The following is a 15,123-nucleotide window of genomic DNA, read 5'->3' as shown; positions in this document are numbered from 1 at the left end:
CATACGGAGAAGGGCTCGTCCGTATTCCATTATTCCTGATGGGCGAATCCGAATCGGGCAGGCCTATGCCACTCGGGCAATGAATCCGGATGAGGCTATGGGCGGCCGGCGCGTGAGGCGACAGCGATCAGTCGATAAAGAGAGGCCGCAGACTTTGCGACCTCTCTCTTTGATTTAAGCAGTCACCACCAGTGGCGGTGATGATGGCGCCAACCGTAGTGATGGCCCCGGTACCAGCCATAATGATGGCCGCGTCCCCAACCGTAGTGATGGCCGCGACCGCCATGATGACCCCAACCGTATCCATGCCCGTGTCCGTGGCCGCCTCTGACCTGAATGACTTCACCCGCGGTGCTACCCATTGCATGTGGCGTTGCCATCGGCATGGCCGATGCCGACAACATGGGCGTAAGCGAAAAAGCACAACCGATAACTGCGATTGCCAAGAGCCTTTTCATTAAGATGGTCCTCCCGTTTTGAGCGATGACCCAGCAGACTATCAGTCGCGCATTGCAATGCTCGCTGAACGGTGCATTCACCTACGGTTCATCGATGCCGCGCTTCGGCGCTGCCTAGACCCCTCTGGTGTCTATTGGAATCTGATGAGCCATATTCATGGAACGTCGTTCGGATCGCGCGGTTGGTTGCCGGCGGGGCTCATTCTGGAGGACAAAATGAAGCGCACAATTACCGCACTTTCTGCCGCCTGCCTTATGGCTTCGAGCACCGCCGTGTTCGCGCAAGGCGTTTCGAGCAAATCTCCCGGCCACGAGATGCAGGACAGGGGCTCCAAGAAGGGTAGCCCCGGCGCCTCAGGTTATGCGCCCGGACAGGAAATGCAGGCAAAGGGCTCGAAGTCTGGCAGCCCCGGCGCATCGGGATATGCTCCTGGTCAGACGACAGGGTCCAGCACCGGAATGAAATCGGGTGGCTCGTCCAGGTCCAAGTAGCCGGCGTACGGGTCGTCCCAGCGTTCGGCCGGGGCGACCCTTATCGGACCCCGCGTTACCTTGGCCTCGGGCCCCGCGGCGCGGTGGCGAACGTTAGACCAAGAACCTTAGCTCTGAGCCGCACCGCGGCTTCGCTGCGGTTCATCTCAACGGCAATGTCGACAGCGTAACGGCCCTCCGCGATGAGCTTTTGCAGAGTATCGTCTTCAGCGGGATCCCAAGGGCGGTTCTTTGGCATTGCGATGCAAATCAGTCTTTGAGGCCAATTCGTACTGGTGAGCCTTCTCCAGCAGCGCGTCTCTGACTGGACCGGGCGGAAGAAGGGCGGCCTGTCTTCGCGCTTCCTGTGCGCACTCGGCGCTAAGTTCCTGTTCTTTCGTCACGGTTCGCCTCCAGCTCCTTGCGGACGGCCGCGGCAGAATTCCCGACTTTATCGACGACCTTACGAAGCTCTTCCTTTGAGACACCGAGCGCATGAGCCCAGCACTTCATTTGGTCGGGCGCATGCAGATTGATCTTTGAGCGCTCGAACTGATCTTTTTTCGTAAGGCTTTCCATTCTCGAACAACTCTGGCCTGGCCGCTCCGTTCCTAACTAGGAACTGGCGGCCTGATTCGTGTGTTCATTCGATCAGGAGGTGACGACATGGCAAAGGCAGCATGGAAACGACCGGGTTCACCCATCGGCAAAAAGGGGCCAAGAAAAGCCAACCCCAAGTACAAGCGCCGTTCGCGTCAGCCCTGGACCGACAAGGAAGTCAAGCGGCTTCGAGCGCTGGCAAGGGCGAACACCCCGACAGGTGTCATCAGTCTCAAGATGGAGAGACCGAAAGGCTCGATCGCTAGCAAAGCGCAGCGAGAGGGCATCTCGCTGCGGCCGGTCAACCGCTCACCCTACAATCGTCGCAAGAAGACCGCGCGGCGCTAGTTTTTGGTGGGCGGGATCTCCTCGAGCACCCCGCTCACATTGGGCTCCTCCACACCCTGATTAATGTCGTCGGAGCCGTTGCACGCGCATCTCATACCCGCGCCACACTGGCATCCATGCCGGTCTGTCGTCCACGCCAAGTGCGGATGGTTTTCGCAAACCCAGCCGAGGCCGCCGCAGATCGGACAATTGGGGTTGATCATGCCGCGAGCAGACGCTTGTAGCGCCGGTAAGCGTCAATGGCGTTGTTCGCGAGCATCAGCGGCCGACGCTCACCAGCCCGCGCCATGTCATCGATGTTTCTGAGAAGGAAGCGGCTCGCGTCGCCAGGATCTATGATCTCGCCGGAGCGCTCGAGGAAGTCCCAGGCGATTTGGATCGACTTTTCTACGAGGACTGGCAGGAGCTCACTCATGAGAGCAAAACCAATTTCGGTCGCGGAGGTTCCTTCTGCGACGGCATGGTAACCGCGAACGTCATCCATTTTCGATTGCCTAAATTTCCAGTCAGCATCTGCTCATCGCTAGGAACAGCCGATAGCAGGGGCAGTTGAACTGGAATCAAATATGGAGGGATGACATGGCATACGAAGAACGAGAAACGGGAAGTCTTATAGGAAGTGACAAGGTCGAAGGGACTGCGGTGTACGGCTCCGACCGATCGCGTATCGGTTCGATCGAACGGGTCATGATCGACAAAGTGAGCGGGAAAGTCGCGTACGCTGTTTTGGGATTCGGCGGCTTTCTCGGGATCGGCGACGACCACTATCCGCTGCCTTGGCACTCACTGAAGTTCGACACTGGCCTCGGCGGCTACGCAACGGGCATTACTGAAGACCGGCTGAGCAGCGCGCCGAAATACAGCGACGAGCGCAGCTGGAATTGGTCGGATCCTGCGATGGCTCGCTCGGTCGACGACTATTACCGGGGAATACCCGCTCCTTAGGCAAGGCCGCGCACAACAAGGCCGCCATGAAATCGGATGCCCTCCAGTTTCGGAGGGCAGCCCCGTTAACATATTGAACTTCCGATTGAGGAACCACGCTGGGCTGCCGTCCTCAAGACGTGGGCGGGGCGGCGGTAAATTTTGAAGTCGCTGCACTAAAGATAATGGTGAGCTATCCTGGTGGAGCCGTCGCTTTGGTCGACCTCAAGCGCGACATGGCTATCCACTAAATAAGATGCCAATGCAAACGCCTTAAAGCGACCCCGATCTGGTAGTCTGGGAAGTGACCGAGGCCGCCCGCGAGCAAGGTCCGAGCCGCGGCCCGTGGTCGCGCCTGATAGACAGCTATGTGTGAGAGACACCGGTAGTGACAAAGGTCATGCCGGACGCGGCAACAATGCTCGATCGTCGCTCGGAATATCCAACTCATCCCACAAGACCAGAGAGAGAGCGTGAGCAATGTGGTGAAGCCGTAGATTGCCAAAATTGTTTGGATCATAGCAAGCCGTTCCCGCAAACCGGCGTGAAGTACGCGGTCCCTTGTATCCGGGGCTGGCGGAAGAAGCATCAGGGACCGCGCTCCGCGCTGGCGTATTCCCTAAGTCGTTGAATAGCGGAAATGGTCCACCCCGACACCACTGTTGGCCGGTTGCGCTCCACGGCAACATTAGCTCTGAGATGGGATGTGATCGGTGGAGACCTACGGGCGAAGTCGTGCGCCCCAATGCGCTGCAATATTCCTGCTGAAAATTCGAAAAAAGCGGCCCGGCCTTGGGGTAGCTCTGGGTAGGCCGGGCCGTCAGGACATGCCGAAATGTGAGTTTCCGGCCGCGCCATGAGCGGTTCCGATTCGGGCAGCAAGAGGGCGCGCAATTCGATGTCGGGGGCGATCATTTTGCCAACTCCGCCAGATTTAGTATTTCGGCGACGATTTTACGCCGCTCCGATGTGTCGTTTGATCGATTGAACTTTTCTTCCAGCACTTGGAAGGTTGTTCTGATCAGCATGTCATCGAGCACGACCGGCAATTTATCCACGGCATTGAATCCGGCAGCAGCTGCCTCCTCAAACCCAGCCACGAATCCCTTCTTAAAGGCCTCGCAATCGTGCAGAAGATGCACGATCTTCGGCTCAATGGACGCGTTGAAGGCAGTCCGAAAACAAGAAACATACTCATGCCGCCACCGCCGTTTCAGCCTCGAACGACGCAAAGAACACGCGGTAAATTCCAGTGAATGGTACGACGACTGATTCGGGCGTACGAAGGCGCGATCTCGGCCTTGGGGATAGAGGTCAACCAGGCCGAGATGGCGCTGCCTCGCCGCTGCTGACATCGCGATCATTGTTCGCCTTCATGGCCGCGTTCTGGCCGGATGGTGGCTCGATCTTGGTTGTCCGCGATGTTCACCGTGTCGGCCTTGTCGTCGGGAGCCTCGCGGCGATCCGCCATCGCCTCGACGGCTTCGATCACATGCCGTCGTACTGCCCGGTCCCGGATCGAGCGAAAGGCTCTCAAGAGCCGGAATATCTGCGCGGCTTCCTTCGCCTGCCGTTCCTTCGACACGATCAGCCCTCAGCCCAGGCGGTCAATCCTAGCTGTCACACGTACTGCTGCAATCCCGGAGAATTTCGGGCGGGCATGAGGCTGGGGGCAATGAGGTGCACCCCGGCGAAGTAAACGCGGTCCCGTTCGTGCTGTCTGAGGGTCACGGCCGGGACCGTGCTTCGCTCTGGCGGATTACATAAACCGAAGATGGCGGCGGGAACGTTCCTACCGGCCGGAGTGTTTCAGGTAATTGCCTCAACTTGGCTGCCGTAGTCCGGGCGACGTTATCTACTCGGTCATGTGCGCCGCCGTCTCCTCCGGGCCTTGCGCAGTAGCGTCTCACGATCTGACCCCGGAGGCATGGCTTTGACTTCCTCTCGGAGGCTCTTCGCCTCATCGACCAATCGCTCACAAGAGACCGAGTTTTCTTGAAATGGCGTCGCCTCTGCATTGGGACGGCATGTGCTCTAGGAGCAGGTGCCGCGTGTTGGCCGCCATCTCGTCACGCTGGAGCGGACTCTACTCAACGTGGAACGCCTGCATTTTCGCGGCAAATTGCCTAGCGACCTCGGGCGGGATTTCGAGCGGCTTTCGGCTAATGGGCATTACCGGAGAATAGGTATGCATGGCCGATTTAAGCTCCCGCGTAGAACGAATGGCGCATTGCCTTGCGCAGGCCAGATTTCGGAAACTTGCAGCACGGGGCGAGCACGCTACACGTCTCCGCAACTACGGCACCAGTGCGGGCTAGAGCGCTGGTGTTTTTGTAAGAAGCGGCCCCAGCGACATGTGGGCCTGGTAGGGTGCGCGGCGGCGATCAGGGTGAGACTCCGTATTGCCTCACATATCGATGCTCCCGAGTGCGGTCGGTTGCCTCATTTATTTTGCTCCCGGCTTGGGTTTAGGAGGAGGCCGGGTGCGGAGATGGCCGGGGTTTCGGAGCGCCCGGCCTCCTCCGCTGGCACCTGGCACATCATTGGGGTGTTGTGACCTCATACCCGGCGGCGTTTTCTCCGTAGGAACGAACAGTAACGCGTTCGCTTGCTCGCTGCGCCGGGATTTAAGCCGACGTTGAAGCGTTCGAAGAAGCTTGTTCGGATAGGCTCCAGGATATTCCACCTGCAACCGGGAGAGCAGTTCGCTGCCAGTCCGCCAGGGCTCCACATCAAACCATTTTCGCAAATCCGGCGTTGCCCTGATGAGCGGGGCGGGACGGCGCCGGCCTCTTTTCGCTTTGACGATTGGCCGATCCGTCGGTCGCATAGCTCCGTCCTTCCAGGCGGTTCGTACGCTTGCGGCGCGGATATCGTGCAGCAACGCGACCGGGTCGAGACCTGCAAGATCAACAATGTCGCTCCGCTCGGAGGATCGGCTCGGTCCGCCCGAGCAACCCTCGGACGCGCAGTGTAGGGCGAGCCACCTCATCGGCAGAGGCGGACATACGGTCTTACGATTCTTCTCAGGCGGCTTCGCCAGCTTCAATTTGACACTCAACCGGCGCAACCTGGCATGCGCTCGCTCGACGCGCGTGTCATGATGTTGGCCCTTGGCACTGCGTCCCTTCGCCATATCTGCTTTCCTTTTCCGGGAAGGGCTCCTGCGTCTTGCGATCGATGAACGTGTCCGGGCCGGGTTTTCTTTTGAGCAACCGGATAGATTTGGCAGAGGCCTTTACGGCCTCATCAACGATCGCTTGTCTCGCTGTTGAGAAGTGTATATGCAATTAATGACTCGCTGATCGGCCATGGACCGCGCTCCTTCGCTTGTGCAGGCGGGAGCGCTCTCGGTCTCTCAGCCACCGACGCCTAGCGTTACCGCGATCAGGTAAGACGGTCAGTCTAGTCGGTGCTCGGACGAGCAATGATATGGCCTAAAGCTATGGATCACCCGAGAGAGCGCAGTGAGGACAGTACCGATCAGCGGCTTTGCCGAGTTGGCGTCGGAATTCCTGCCGGAGAGCTTCTCCCTCCCAAGTCGTGCCATCGCACTTGATCAGCTTTCTGGCGCGAGCAAAGGCGTGGTTTTCAGCCGCATCATCGCCGACACGGACCACGATATCCAGATGGAAGGGACATACTGCTATGGCATGGGTCGTTTCCAGTGCGTAGTGCACGGCTGAACGCAAATCATCTACGTGGCTGCTTACGGGCATACGAGCCTCCTCGGACGAAACAGGGCTCGGAGTGCTAGAGCCTGAGTCCCGAGAACCCTTGAACAGTCAGGTTTTCGGATGCGGCTCATCTATAGCCCGCTTGGCTGGCCTATCATTGATATAGCGCAAAAGAACGCGGCTCTATGCAAAAGCTCGGCTACTAGTTGAGATGGCCGGGCGAATGCAAATATGAGCTCGATGAACACTGCGAGTGTGCTGTGGTGCCAGCACACTTCCATCCCGGACGAATACGGGTGGCGGACGGCGTTAGACGCACTTGAGTGGAGGCTGTTTACCCGCCGGACCGAGGCACGAACGCATCCACGGACGCGGCTATTCGGGTTGCCAATTCAGCAGCGGTCGGCGCGGACTGCTTTTCGAGTGGTAAGGCGACGGAATGCGCCGCCGCCAATCCGGCACCAGCGGTACAAATGGCTATCGCAATTGCAACGAGATGATCGATCCTCATGGCGATGGTCCTTCGCATCGACCCCATCAAATAACCGGGCAAATTCAAAATTGGTTCCCCCGTCTGAGCGAGTTCCTGTGAGTGATCGCCGGAACTCCCCCAAAGACTTGAACGTTGGGTCTTGTTGTCGAGCCGACAGAAGGACACGCCGTCGCATCGGCTGCGCCGTGCCAGTGCGCGCGTTTATTTCAGAACAGCCCGACCAGGGAGAAGAGAGCGACTTCGGTCAGGAAAGCGACACTCATGATAGCGACGGTGAGAAACACGTCGCCAGCCGACAGATTTGTCATAGTGTGCCTCACATTTCGCGAAGCCCCCGTGGGTAATTCACCTATGATAAAAAGGTTCGGTTCCAGCGGACAAAGCAGGCCCGATGCACGTTGCTATCGTGGCGGCAGGAAGACCTTGCGATAACGGTTGAACATTTTCATCACACTTTAGGTGGTCTGGCTCATCTAGGACGTCAAGCCAGAAATAAAGCCAGCCTGGCTGCGGCGTTCAGATGTTTCCGACGACGTCAGCAACGCGATCAGGCGTTGCGCCGGCGATGCCGACGATACATGTGCGGGGATGGCAGCGGTGTACATGGTGGCGAGCCCGCATCCTGGCGGCAAGGGGCCGGACAGAATGACGCCTTTGGTGCTGATGATCTCGGTCGATTGCGTGCAGCCGATCGGCCGCCGGTCATTGGACTCGGCCAGATATCGCATGGCGGTCGCGCCGTTTGGAAAAACTCTCAATCGGTCGGCGATGACATCAGCGATATCTATTTGTGCGAGCAGCTTGGCGACATGAATTCCGGCGGTCGATGCCTTGGTATCCGGCACGAAGATCGCGTCAGCGGCGAGCAATGCCGCGCGCAGGCTGGCCGCGTCGTCGGCGCTGACCAACGGATCGCCGGCCCGAACGGCGAGGGCGGTTTCAACCCGGCCGATGTCCGTGATCGAGCTGCGCAAAACCAGCCCTTCGTCGGCAAGCTTCGCGATCAGAGCGGCGGTCAGGATGACGATGTCGGTCGGTACGCCGGCGCGCAATCTGTCGGCCATGGCGCCGACCGCGCCAAAATCGCCGGCAATGCCGAGGCCGGTTTCGGCTTCAAACGCGGGCTCAAGGCTGCGCACCAGGCCTTGCGCCGCCCCGCCACTCAGGATGTTCAACGTCTTCATGCGCCATGTTCCCTTCGCCCGTGGACTCGCCGCCGCGTGCCTATTGGAGCTTGTCCAATCTCTTGACGACGTCTGCCCACTTCACGATATCGGCGCGCAGGAATGCGTCGAATGCCTCCGGCGTCATGGTCATCGGCGCCGCGCCCTGCGCGGCCCAGAGCTTCTCGACCTCCGGCCGCCTGATCGCCGCGTTCACAGCCGCGTTGAGCTTGTCGACGATCGGCTTCGGCGTGCCCGCCGGGGCCATCAGGCCGAGCCAGATCGTTGCCTCATAGCCGGACACGCCCGCCTCGGTCACCGTCGGAACGTTGGGCAGCACCGTCGAACGAGTCTTGCCGGTCGTTGCGAGCGCTCGCACCTGGTTTTCGGCGACATTCGGCGCCATCGCGGGAACGGCATCGATCATCATCTGGACCTGGCCGCCGATGACGCCGCCGCGGGCTTCGCCGCTATTGCGGTAGGGCACGTGCACGACGTCGATCCCGGCCATGGCTTTGAACAGCTCGCCCGCCATGTGATACGGCGTGCCCTGACCTGACGAGGCATAGTTCAGCTTTCCGGGCTGGACCTTTGCGAGGGCGATGAATTCCTGCAAGGTATTGGCCTGCACGGCGGGGTGGACCACGATCACGAGATCCGAGGTATTCAACGACGCGATCGGCGTCAGGTCGCGCATCAGTTCATATTTGCGCTGCGGCACCAGCGATTCGTTCGCGGTCTGGGTGTTCGACATCATCAAGAGGGTGTAGCCGTCGGCCGGTGCCTTGGCGACCTCGAGCGTGCCGATCACGCCGCCGGCGCCGGTGCGGTTCTCCACCACGAAGGGCTGGCCGAGGCTTTCCTGCAAGATGCCGCCGATCTGTCGCGCGACGACGTCGGCCGGACCGCCGGGACCGAAGGGAACGATGATCCTGACCGGCCGTGCAGGATAGTCTTCGGCGTCAGCATATGAGCCTGACATGGACACGGTCAGCAACGCCGCGACAAACACCAAGGCGTATCGCAGGCTCGCCATTGACTGAATCCCCCAACTTTAGTCTTGTTTCTTGATCAGAAGTCTAGCTGCAACCTGAAGCCTCTGTCGACGACAGACTCCGTTTTCGCGCATCGGAATAAGAGCGGGAGGACGGTGTACTCAAACTTCGCCATCGCGTGCGGGGAATCATATGAGGAAACATCCTGGGCTATCGCGCCGCGACATGCTGAAGGGCTCGGGCGCGGTGCTGGCTGGGGCCGCCCTTTCAACGCGCGTGATGGCCGCCGCGCCACCTGCGGAACCGGTGACGCCGACGTTGATCGAAGCGGCGAAGAACGAGGGGCAGGTCGTCTACTACACGTCGACCGATCTGCCGGTTGCCGAGAAGCTGGCAAGGGCATTTGAAGCGAAATATCCCGATATCACCGTGCGCGTCGAACGCACCGGGGCGGAGCGTGTGTTCCAGCGGGTCGGCCAGGAATATTCCAGCAACATTCATGCCGTCGACGTCGTCAATTCCTCCGACGCCGCGCATTTCATCGTGTGGAAGCGCGATGGCATTCTCGCGCCCTATGTTCCGGAGGAGGTCGCGAAATACTACCCCGAGGAGCATCGCGACGCGGACGGGCAATTCGCAAGCTTTCGGGTCTGGCTGTCGATCATTGCCTACAACACCAATCTCGTGAAGGCCGAGGAGGCGCCCCAGAGTTTTGCCGATCTGCTCGATCCAAAATGGAAGGGCAAGATCGTCAAGGCGCATCCCGGCTATAGCGGCACCATCATGACCGCAACCTATCAGATGCAGCGCGATCTCGGCTGGAGCTTCTTCGAGAAGCTCGCCAAGCAGAACATCATGCAGGTGCAGTCCTCGACGGATCCACCCAAGAAGCTCGATCTCGGCGAGCGTGCTGTCATGGCCGACGGCAACGAATACAACATCTTCCAGATGAAGGAGGCCGGCCGCCCGGTCGAGCCGGTCTACGCCACCGAGGGGTCACCGATCATCGTCGGCCCCAACGGGATCTTCAAGGACTGTCCGCATCCGAATGCCGCCAGGCTGTTCCAGTCCTTCGCGCTCGGCCGTGAGGGGCAGCAGCTCAATGTCGAGATCGGCGGCCTCAGATCCGTCCACGCGCAGGCCAAGGAGAAGGCTGGACGCAGACCGCTAAAGGACATCAAGACGATGAAGGACGATCCGGTGGCGGTGGAGCGGGAAGGGGAATCGATCAAATCGCATTATACCCGCATCTTCCGAGTCTGATGGGACTGCTCAGACCAATAACTGCCTGTCCGGGCGCCTGCCGCATGGCACGTGCCCGGATTTCGCGCTGGCTGGGTCAATAATGCCCCTCGGCGGGGGGGATATTTGATGTTACCAATTTGGCCATGAACCAGCATGCCAAGGTCGACATCCGCCATTCCACCTGTCCGCACGACTGCCCCTCGGCATGTGCGCTCGACGTCGAGGTGATCGAGGGGCGCTCGATCGGGAGGGTGCGCGGCTCCAAGCAGCAGACCTATACGGCCGGCGTGGTCTGCGCCAAGGTCGCGCGTTATGCCGAGCGGATTCATCACGCCGAGCGGCTGATGTATCCGCTGCGCCGGACCGGGCCGAAGGGCTCCGGCCAGTTTGCGCGGATCTCCTGGGACGAGGCTTTGGACGAGATCGCGGCGCGCTTCGACGCGGCCGAGCGGGATTTCGGCGCCGAGTCGGTCTGGCCCTATTACTACGCCGGAACCATGGGGCTGGTGATGCGCGACGGACTCAACCGGCTGTCGCATGTGAAGAAGTATTCGCGCTTCTACGGCACGATCTGCGCAACCATCGCGCGCATCGGCTTTGCTGCAGGGACCGGCAAGATCGCCGGCGTCGATCCGCGCGAGATGGGCGTCTCCGACCTCGTCGTGATCTGGGGCACCAATCCGGTGAACACCCAGGTCAACGTGATGACGCATGCATCCCGCGCGCGCAAGGAGCGCGGCGCGAAGATCGCGGCGGTCGACGTCTACAACAACGAGACCATGAAGCAGGCCGACATCAAGATCCTCCTGCGGCCGGGCACCGACGGCGCCTTCGCCTGTGCCGTGATGCATGTGCTGTTCCGCGAGGGATTTGCCGATCGCGACTATCTTGCGCGCTATACCGATTGCCCCGACGAGCTGGAAGCGCATCTGAAGACCCGCACGCCGGAATGGGCTTCAGCGATCTCGGGCGTGCCGGTCGAGGAGATCGAGGCATTCGCGCGGCTGGTCGGACAGACCAAGCGCTCGTTCTTCCGTCTTGGCTACGGGTTCACCCGTAGCCGCAACGGTGCCGCACAGATGCACGCGGCCTCGTGTATCCCCGCGGTCACCGGTGCCTGGCAATATGAGGGCGGCGGCGCGTTCTTCAACAATGCCGCAATCTGGCGTTTCGACGAGTCGATCATCGAAGGCCACGACGCGATCGATCTCTCGACGCGGGTGCTCGATCAGTCCAAGATCGGACGCATCCTGACCGGCGATGCCGAGGCGCTCCGGGGCGGCGGGCCGGTCAAGGCGATGCTGATCCAGAACACCAACCCAATGACGGTGGCGCCCGAGCAGGCGCTGGTGCGCCAGGGCTTTGCCCGCGAGGACCTGTTCGTCGCGGTGCACGAGCAGTTCATGACTGAGACCGCCCAGATGGCCGATATCGTGCTGCCGGCGACGATGTTCTTGGAGCACGACGACCTCTATTACGGCGGCGGTCATCAGCACATCTCGGTCGGCCCGAAGCTGATCGATCCGCCCGGCGAGTGCCGTTCCAATCACGAGGTGATGCAGGGGCTCGGCCGCCGCCTCAATGCCGTGCATCCCGGCTTCGACATGACGCCGCGCCAGCTGATCGATGCGACGTTGAAGAAGAGCGGGCACGGCGACATCGACACGCTCGAAGCCGAGCTGTGGCGTGACCTGCAGCCTGATTTCCGCACCTCGCATTATCTCGATGGCTTTGCTCATCCCGACAAGAAGTTCCACTTCAAGGTCGACTGGGGCAAGGTCCCTGTCGGGGCCGGCGGGCTGATGGGCGCGTGGGACAAGATGCCCTCGCTGCCCGACCACTGGACCATCATCGAGGAGGCGGATGCGCAGCATCCTTTCCGGCTCGCGACATCACCCTCGCGCAGCTTCCTCAACACCAGCTTCAACGAGACGCCGTCGTCGCAGGCCCGCGAGGGCGCGCCGACCGTGATGATCCATCCCGACGACGCAGCCAGCCTGTCGATAGCCGACGGCGACGCGGTGACGCTCGGCAACACGCGCGGCGAGACCACGCTGACCGCGAAACTGTTCGACGGCGTTCGCCGCGGCGTGCTGATCGCCGAGTCGATCCATCCGAACAAGTCCCATATCGGCGGGCGTGGCATCAACATGCTGACCGGGGCGGAGGCCGTCGCACCGCTCGGCGGCGCCGCGTTCCACGACAACAAGGTCTGGATCCGGAAGGCATCGACCGCCGCATAAATCCTGCTTGCAGTCGGCGCCGATCCTGCCGCAAATGTCGGCTGACAACGGCACATTGGCCAAGAAAACAGGCAGGAAACATGATCGACAACAGCGTTCTTCTCGAAAAGCGCGGGCAGGCGTTCTGGATCACCATCAACCGCCCGGACAAGCGCAACGCGCTCAATGCCGGTGTGATCGCGGGCATCGCGAAGGGCTATCGCGACGCGCATGACGACAAGGACGTGCGCGTCATCGTGCTGACGGGCGCGGGCGACAAGGCGTTCTGCGCCGGCGCCGATCTGCAGAACAGCGGCGCGGCGTTCTCGATGGATTTCTCGCGTCCCAATGTCGACTACGCCGATCTACTGCGGCTGTCGCAGAATGCGACCAAGCCCGCGATCGCGCGGGTCGCCGGCGTCTGCATGGCCGGCGGCATGGGACTGTTGTGCATGACCGACATGGCAGTCGCGGCCGATGGCGTGATCTTCGGTCTGCCTGAGGTGAAGGTCGGCGTGTTCCCGATGCAGGTGCTGAGCCTGCTGCAATCGATCGCGCCACCGCGCCTGGTCAACGAATGGGCGCTGACCGGCGAGCCGTTCGATGCCGCGACGGCCAAGGCTGCGGGTCTTCTCAACTACGTCGTGCCGACAGCCGAGCTCGATGCCAAGGTCGATTGGCTGATCGGCCGCATCGTCGACAAGTCGCCGACGGCGATCCGTCGCGGCAAATACGCGATGCGGGCGATCGCCTCGATGTCATTCGATGAAAGCATCGCCTACACCGAAAGCCAGATCGCGCTGCTCGCGATGACCGAGGATGCCAAGGAAGGCCTCAAGGCCTTCGGCGAGAAGCGCAAGCCGACATGGACCGGGCGCTAGGCGGCAGACCGATCGTAAGCGTTCGTTGACGCGAAATCGTGTCAGTTGCCTGGAACGAGGGCATCATGCGACGCGAGCGCAGAATCTGATGAGAGGGCCATTCTGGTTCGTTCCTCTCGGCGCTTCTTTGCGGCCGCGATCAGCTGCTTCCGCGTGCGTTTGGCATAGGTTGGGAGTTGTTGTCTCGAGCGATGGCGGCCGGCGGCGCGTAGTTCGGCGTCCGTGAGATCGCTATCGGCACCTTCCGTGAATCCGCCGTGACGAAAGGAGGTAAATGAGAGTTCGTGCCGAAGACCAGCTGCGATGACTATCTTTTTGACTACATGCCGAAGATAGCGAAGGTCCTTACGCTCGGTCATCCATGGGACCAAGGCAGACGATTTGCGGTGGGCATGATCACGGCGGAACACCAATCCTGAAACGACAGAGCCTTTGATCGCATCGAGTTCCGCCACCAACTCGGGGAAGAGGGGCCCGCCCTTGTCATCGAACAGAGGCCACCAGGCTTCCTCGTTATTCTTTGGATGCACAATCCTTACACTGTTTGACCGCTCTTTTGGCCGATAGTGCGCGATTTCGAAAGCGCCGAAAACATGCTCCTCGCGTTGCAACCACTCCCATGACAATAACGCGGCCGTTCCAATAGAGTGATATCCGAGCCGTTTCGCAGTTCGCCTGAACGCGGCTAGTTCATCCCAGCTTGCCGTGGGTGTCTCCCGCATGGGCTGCCCAGGCGCACGGGATTTTAGGCCCATCCGCGAGAAGGGATTGACCTGTGGTACCATTGTTTCTTGCGCGCGTTGACCAACAAACCAGGCGCGCCTGCAAGCAGTCATAGCTGCATTTGCGAATCGTCGACGTTCGCGCCTGGCGGCGTTACCTTCTCTGTCCTCGTATTGCACGACGAGGAGCTTCGCGTAGACCGCGTCAACGAATGCTTTGGTGAAATCAGTGATTTGTTTCGAGCCGACGCGGCTGCCGTCCTTTAGCTCGTGATTGGCGAAGAGTTGCAGACCTTGGCTGTATAAGCGCTGTGTCTTGTGATCGATGTCCCTCCATCGCTGGTGCGCCCGGAAGACGCTGACGAGCCAGTCGAAAGTGCCGGGCACAGGGAGCACTGGAAGCATGTCGGTCAATCCTCCGGAACGCCAGCTGTCAAAAGCTGGCAGCAGAATACTTTCAGTTCGCTCGACCGCGGACGCGAAGTCTTGTCCCAACGCCTCAGCATGTACGGGGCAACCCTGCTTGCGGGCCCAAGTCGGCGGCTCGAAGAAGTAACCCGGTCGACCTCCCTTCAGTAGCTTCGAACGGAAATAGCGAGGAGGCCTCGACGTGGCATCGCGCGTATTCATACGAGAGAGGCCAGGTCCTCATTTTTTGATTTATCCGGTGCTGCTCCTCCGTATTGGGCACTGAAGTGATCGATGGCGGCTCTCGACCAGATTGGTTGTCGAGCCCGTCCAGTTCTGCGATGGGCAATTGGTGGCGGTGCCTCACCGCGGCCGACGGCACGCGCGAGTTCGCGCGTGTCCGCGAAACCCAGATAAGCAGCGGCCATGTCGGCAGGCATGAGTGCAGGCCAGGTGCCGATCGGTGGATAGCGGGCGGGAAGGGCGGCACGCGATGCCACGGATGTCAGCTCACGC

At 60.7% G+C, this 15,123-nt stretch carries 14 protein-coding genes and 1 pseudogene; 6 read left to right on the top strand and 9 right to left on the bottom strand.

The genetic code is table 11. The features are described from left to right. Positions 1-127: 127 nt before the first annotated feature. Both ACE10X_RS30085 and ACE10X_RS30080 read right to left on the bottom strand, forming a co-directional pair. Positions 128-307, bottom strand: a complete 180-nt coding sequence (locus ACE10X_RS30085) for a hypothetical protein (protein ID WP_225162325.1) — start codon at positions 305-307, stop codon at positions 128-130. A gap of 1,003 nt (positions 308-1,310) precedes the next feature. Next, positions 1,311-1,508, bottom strand: coding sequence for a DUF3606 domain-containing protein (locus tag ACE10X_RS30080; RefSeq protein WP_209910719.1), 198 nt, complete (start codon positions 1,506-1,508; stop codon positions 1,311-1,313). 87 nt (positions 1,509-1,595) lie between these two features. Between ACE10X_RS30080 and ACE10X_RS30075 the strand changes: the two genes are divergently transcribed. Next, positions 1,596-1,877, top strand: a complete 282-nt coding sequence (locus tag ACE10X_RS30075) for a hypothetical protein (protein ID WP_026193070.1) — start codon at positions 1,596-1,598, stop codon at positions 1,875-1,877. A 199-nt stretch (positions 1,878-2,076) separates the two neighbouring features. Here the strand turns inward: ACE10X_RS30075 and ACE10X_RS30070 are convergent, their stop codons facing one another. Next, positions 2,077-2,361: a hypothetical protein gene (locus ACE10X_RS30070; RefSeq protein ID WP_338149017.1), complete on the bottom strand. Its 285-nt coding sequence runs from the start codon at positions 2,359-2,361 to the stop codon at positions 2,077-2,079. Between the two features lie 95 nt (positions 2,362-2,456). On the opposite strand from ACE10X_RS30070, the gene ACE10X_RS30065 reads away from it, so the two are divergent. Continuing rightward, entirely contained in the window at positions 2,457-2,822 is a 366-nt protein-coding gene (locus tag ACE10X_RS30065) for a PRC-barrel domain-containing protein (protein WP_026193068.1), read from the top strand. 890 nt (positions 2,823-3,712) lie between these two features. Here the strand turns inward: ACE10X_RS30065 and ACE10X_RS30060 are convergent. The 3 genes and pseudogenes from ACE10X_RS30060 to ACE10X_RS30050 all read right to left on the bottom strand — a co-directional run. Beyond that, positions 3,713-4,165 carry a hypothetical protein gene (locus tag ACE10X_RS30060; RefSeq protein ID WP_375763286.1) on the bottom strand — a complete coding sequence of 151 codons (453 nt, stop codon included), beginning with the start codon at positions 4,163-4,165 and terminating at the stop codon, positions 3,713-3,715. Continuing rightward, positions 4,162-4,386 carry a hypothetical protein gene (locus tag ACE10X_RS30055; RefSeq protein WP_016840991.1) on the bottom strand — a complete coding sequence of 75 codons (225 nt, stop codon included), beginning with the start codon at positions 4,384-4,386 and terminating at the stop codon, positions 4,162-4,164. The genes ACE10X_RS30060 and ACE10X_RS30055 overlap by 4 nt, the downstream gene beginning before the upstream one ends. A gap of 955 nt (positions 4,387-5,341) precedes the next feature. Next, positions 5,342-5,700, bottom strand: a pseudogene (locus ACE10X_RS30050) (ISNCY family transposase); the annotation flags it as partial. A gap of 568 nt (positions 5,701-6,268) precedes the next feature. Here ACE10X_RS30050 and ACE10X_RS30045 point away from each other — a divergent pair. Continuing rightward, positions 6,269-6,487, top strand: a complete 219-nt coding sequence (locus ACE10X_RS30045) for a hypothetical protein (protein WP_038386995.1) — start codon at positions 6,269-6,271, stop codon at positions 6,485-6,487. 957 nt (positions 6,488-7,444) lie between these two features. Here ACE10X_RS30045 and ACE10X_RS30040 read toward each other — a convergent pair. After that, complete coding sequence (locus ACE10X_RS30040; protein ID WP_038386993.1) at positions 7,445-8,155, bottom strand: substrate-binding domain-containing protein; 711 nt, start codon at positions 8,153-8,155, stop codon at positions 7,445-7,447. 40 nt (positions 8,156-8,195) lie between these two features. Next, the gene (locus ACE10X_RS30035; RefSeq protein ID WP_375764625.1) at positions 8,196-9,116 is read right to left on the bottom strand and encodes a tripartite tricarboxylate transporter substrate binding protein; all 921 of its coding nucleotides are present in this window, start codon (positions 9,114-9,116) and stop codon (positions 8,196-8,198) included. 205 nt (positions 9,117-9,321) lie between these two features. Here ACE10X_RS30035 and ACE10X_RS30030 point away from each other — a divergent pair, with 205 nt between their 5' ends. The 3 genes from ACE10X_RS30030 (at position 9,322) to ACE10X_RS30020 (ending at position 13,477) form a co-directional block, all read left to right on the top strand. Further along, positions 9,322-10,392 carry an extracellular solute-binding protein gene (locus ACE10X_RS30030; protein ID WP_375763285.1) on the top strand — a complete coding sequence of 357 codons (1,071 nt, stop codon included), beginning with the start codon at positions 9,322-9,324 and terminating at the stop codon, positions 10,390-10,392. A 125-nt stretch (positions 10,393-10,517) separates the two neighbouring features. Next, positions 10,518-12,617 (top strand): molybdopterin oxidoreductase family protein, encoded by a 2,100-nt coding sequence (locus tag ACE10X_RS30025; RefSeq protein WP_038386990.1) that lies wholly within the window; start codon positions 10,518-10,520, stop codon positions 12,615-12,617. Between the two features lie 80 nt (positions 12,618-12,697). Then, complete coding sequence (locus ACE10X_RS30020; RefSeq protein ID WP_375763284.1) at positions 12,698-13,477, top strand: enoyl-CoA hydratase/isomerase family protein; 780 nt, start codon at positions 12,698-12,700, stop codon at positions 13,475-13,477. A gap of 41 nt (positions 13,478-13,518) precedes the next feature. On the opposite strand, the gene ACE10X_RS30015 is transcribed toward ACE10X_RS30020, so the two are convergent. Beyond that, the gene (locus ACE10X_RS30015; protein ID WP_051003177.1) at positions 13,519-14,604 is read right to left on the bottom strand and encodes a hypothetical protein; all 1,086 of its coding nucleotides are present in this window, start codon (positions 14,602-14,604) and stop codon (positions 13,519-13,521) included. Between the last annotated feature and the right edge of the window lie 519 nt (positions 14,605-15,123).

The organism is Bradyrhizobium sp. Pha-3 (genome assembly GCF_042258325.1).
GTDB lineage: Bacteria > Pseudomonadota > Alphaproteobacteria > Rhizobiales > Xanthobacteraceae > Bradyrhizobium > Bradyrhizobium elkanii.
This window is presented reverse-complemented; position numbering and strand designations above follow the sequence as displayed.